Consider the following 3,712-nt stretch of genomic DNA (forward strand, 5'->3'; position numbering starts at 1 on the left):
ACAAAACGGGGTTCCGACTAAAGTATTGCCGCTCGCGCAGGCTAGAGACTCTCTCCCCTGAAACCTATAATGGACAAGGTTTTCGCGTCACCTTTTCAGCAAGGGCATCTACATTATAAAAGATACCAAATGGATTCTATACGATGAACCATTGTTTAAGGAGGAAATTCAGGCATGGCGTTACAGTCCCGTTTGTCCTGCTGCTTATAAGTTCTACAGTGATTTTGAGGCTAAACAATTACCAATTCCTCGCCAAGAATCCTTGTCTGGGCTGCCATCGGAGAAAAAAGAACTTTTAGAAGAAATTTGGCAATATTTCGGTAACTACCACGCCTATTGGTTGAGTGATATGACTCACGCGGAGTTTCCTTGGAAAAAGGCTCGTAAAGGTCTGCCACCAGAAGAAAGTTCCACAGAGCCAATTCTCCTTGATGATATGAAAGCATTAGGTTATCAAAAGCTTGATTTGATAGAACAGGAACATCCTGCCTACAAACCGGCCATGTCTGAAGTTTTGAAGGAGGCATTGGCTACGAAATCTTCTCATCCTATTGGGAAAGGAGAAGTGCATGACTGGCTCAATTCTCTTCTCGATTGAATCTTCTGACAACTTCGAGCGCTCTTTCAAAAAACTGGCAAAAGTTCACAAAAATAGCTTTGTTGAACTTATTGCCAAAACTTTAGAGGATTTAATCGATGACCAATATCCCCATAACTCCCGCCAGGAACCTCTACCGGGGAAAATTTAGTTGCCGGAAGGCTGGACTTTTCACAAGCTCGATATCCGGGTTTCAAAAGGTGCTGCGGGGCAAATTAGATTAATGTATTTAGTGAGCGCGACTACCTACACAGTTAAACTGGTTTGGATTTACAGCCATGAGCAGTTTGTCAAACGTCCTGCTGATGCCGATTTAAAAGCTATTATCCGAGAGATTCTGGATGTTTAGGCAGAAATCTACTTCTTGGTGAGTTACGACCCATATGACACTAAATCCGTTGAGTATAGGCTACTTATAAGGATAGGCAAAAGGCACTCTTGCAATAGGCAAAAGCAGGAATAGATAATCAGTCTTTAATAACTGGATTTAGTATTACACTGATAACTGATAACTGATAACTGATGCTGCTATACTAAAAAGCGTAGTCGTTATGAGTTGCATTTACGGTTATGACTGTCGAGAATTTAGTCATTATTGGTTCGGGACCCGCGGGATATACGGCGGCGATTTATGCGGCGCGTGCGAACTTAAAACCCTTGATGTTTGAGGGTTTCCAAGCGGGAGGCATTCCGGGGGGACAATTGATGACCACCACAGAAGTAGAAAATTTCCCCGGTTTTCCCGAAGGAATCACCGGTCCGAAGCTCATGGAAAGAATGAAGGAACAGGCCGAAAGATGGGGGACCCAATGCTATACCGAAGATGTTATCTCGGTGGATTTAAGTCAGCGTCCTTTTACCATTCGTTCCACCGACCGGGAAGTTAAGTCCAATAGTATTATTATCGCCACGGGAGCCACTGCCAAACGCTTAGGATTACCCAGCGAAGCTCAATTCTGGAGTAACGGGATTTCCGCTTGTGCTATCTGTGACGGTGCTACACCGATATTTAGAGAGGAAAACCTCGCTGTGATTGGTGGCGGTGACTCGGCGGCGGAAGAAGCCGTATATTTGACTAAATACGGCTCTCACGTCCATTTATTGGTACGCGGGGAAGCGATGCGCGCCTCGAAAGCAATGCAGGACCGGGTGTTAAATAATCCGAAAGTTACCGTTCATTTTCATACCCAAGCGGTGGATGTGTTCGGTACAGGCAGTAAAATGGCAGGATTACGCATTAAAAACTCGCAAACGGGAGAAATCAGCGAATTAGCCGTTAGAGGGTTATTTTATGCCGTCGGTCACACTCCCAATACTTCCCTATTCCAAGGACAACTAGAATTAGACGAGGTGGGTTATGTGAAAGTCAAACCGGGGACTGTTGCTACCAGCGTCGAGGGGGTTTTTGCCGCAGGAGATGTGCAGGACCACGAATACCGTCAGGCCATCACTGCCGCAGGTACGGGGTGTATGGCGGCGTTATTGGCAGAAAGATGGTTATCGGAGCATAATTTAATCCAAGAATACCGTCAATCAGCCACTTCTGAACATTACGAGACGAAAACCGTTAGCGAAACCCCGGCCGATACGGAGGAAACTTTTGATATTAACAAAACCCATCACGTTGGGGGTTATGCTTTGCGGAAATTATTCCACGATGGCGATCGCTTGTTAATGGTAAAATATGTTTCTCCCACCTGTGGCCCCTGTAAAACCCTGAAACCGATTTTAGATAAAGTGGTCGATGAGTACGATGGCAAAATTTATTTTGTGGAAATTGACATCGAAGCTGACCCAGAAATTGCCAAAATGGGTCAAGTAACTGGTACTCCCACGGTACAATTCTTTAAGGAGCGGGAATTAGTAAAAGAAATGCGCGGAGTCAAACAAAAAAGCGAATTTCGTCAAGTAATTGAGAGTTATCAATAATCAGTTATCAGTTATCAGTTATCAGTTATCAGTTATCAGTTATCAGATGTGAGTTTTTAGTTTACTGTTTACTGATTACTGTTTACTGAAAAAGCTCCCCACACCCCACACCCCACTTCCCAACACCCTATGCTAGAGGTCTTACAATTTGATTTTATGCGCCATGCCATCGCCGCAGGAATATTAGTTAGTATTGCCTGTGGGATTGTTGGTACTTTGGTAGTAGTTAATCGCGTGGTTTTTATCAGTGGTGGAATCGCTCACGCTGCCTATGGAGGCATAGGAATCGGTTATTTTTTTGGGATTAATCCCCTGGTGGGGGCGATATTTTTTACCTTTTTTTCGGCTTTAGGCATGGGTTTTTTACAGCGTCGCATCCGGGAGAGATCTGATACTTTAATCGGGGTGATGTGGGCGATTGGTATGGCGATTGGGGTAATTTTTATTGATTTAACCCCCGGTTATAAAGCTGATTTAATGAGTTATCTTTTCGGTAGTATTTTAACTGTACCGAGGGATGATTTATGGATAATGGCGGGCATAGATATATTAATTATAACCTTAGTTAGTATCTTTTATAAAGAGTTGTTAGCCATATCTTTTGATGAAACCTTTGCGATTATTCGCAATATTCCCGTGGAGATAATTTATTTAGGTTTAATGGGAATAACCGCTTTAACTATTGTCGCAGTAATGCAGGTGGTAGGATTAATTATGGTAATTGCTTTACTAACTATTCCCGCCGCTATCAGTGGACAATTTGTTAAAAATATGAAGGGAATGATGATCCTAGCGATTATTTTAGGAATTGTCTTTACTTTAGTGGGTTTGTGGTTATCCTATAGTTTAAATCTCACCTCAGGGGCGACAATTATTTTAGTGGCAGGATTGGGTTATTTAATCAGTCTTACTTGGAAACCTTTCATCCTAACTATCACCAGAAAAATATCTAATCTTTAAGGCTCTCCCCTAGTTGTGGTGATAAGAACAAGTTATCTAGGGTCTGCTGAAAAAGTTTTTCGGTGGGGGTTGGGGGATGGGGGAGGGGGGATGGGGGATGGGTTTTACCGATTTTCAGGTGGTCAACTACCTAATTTTCAGGGAAAAAGTACCTGAATTTTCCCCCTGATCACTCCCAGTCCTGGTACTTTTTGATTGACAAAAAGTCTAAAAGTCTTACCCAAC

The 3,712-nt window shown here is 43.1% G+C and carries 5 protein-coding genes; all 5 read left to right on the forward strand.

Annotation, left to right across the window (positions count from 1 at the left end; translation table 11 throughout):
• The first annotated feature begins 112 nt into the window (after nucleotides 1-112).
• Nucleotides 113-598 carry a Panacea domain-containing protein gene (locus IM319_RS05415; protein ID WP_287734936.1) on the forward strand — a complete coding sequence of 162 codons (486 nt, stop codon included), beginning with the start codon at nucleotides 113-115 and terminating at the stop codon, nucleotides 596-598.
• Nucleotides 570-749, forward strand: a complete 180-nt coding sequence (locus IM319_RS05420; RefSeq protein ID WP_287686585.1) for a hypothetical protein — start codon at nucleotides 570-572, stop codon at nucleotides 747-749. Before IM319_RS05415 ends, IM319_RS05420 begins: the two co-directional genes overlap by 29 nt.
• Nucleotides 750-821: 72 nt before the next feature.
• Nucleotides 822-947, forward strand: a complete 126-nt coding sequence (locus IM319_RS05425) for a hypothetical protein (RefSeq protein ID WP_287686587.1) — start codon at nucleotides 822-824, stop codon at nucleotides 945-947.
• Between the two features lie 221 nt (nucleotides 948-1,168).
• On the forward strand, nucleotides 1,169-2,527 hold the full coding sequence (trxB, locus tag IM319_RS05430) for a thioredoxin-disulfide reductase (protein WP_287734934.1): 1,359 nt from the start codon (nucleotides 1,169-1,171) through the stop codon (nucleotides 2,525-2,527).
• Nucleotides 2,528-2,656: 129 nt separating this feature from the next.
• Nucleotides 2,657-3,487, forward strand: a complete 831-nt coding sequence (locus tag IM319_RS05435) for a metal ABC transporter permease (RefSeq protein ID WP_287734935.1) — start codon at nucleotides 2,657-2,659, stop codon at nucleotides 3,485-3,487.
• Nucleotides 3,488-3,712 lie beyond the last annotated feature (225 nt).

The organism is Microcystis sp. M113S1 (genome assembly GCF_020246945.1).
Taxonomy (GTDB): Bacteria; Cyanobacteriota; Cyanobacteriia; order Cyanobacteriales; family Microcystaceae; genus Microcystis.

Coding starts and splice junctions, on each gene's coding strand:
- IM319_RS05420 (WP_287686585.1), top strand. CDS start 570: ATGACTGGCTCAATTCTCTTCTCGATTGAATCTTCTGACAACTTCGAG.
- IM319_RS05425 (WP_287686587.1), top strand. CDS start 822: ATGTATTTAGTGAGCGCGACTACCTACACAGTTAAACTGGTTTGGATT.
- trxB (WP_287734934.1), top strand. CDS start 1,169: ATGACTGTCGAGAATTTAGTCATTATTGGTTCGGGACCCGCGGGATAT.
- IM319_RS05435 (WP_287734935.1), top strand. CDS start 2,657: ATGCTAGAGGTCTTACAATTTGATTTTATGCGCCATGCCATCGCCGCA.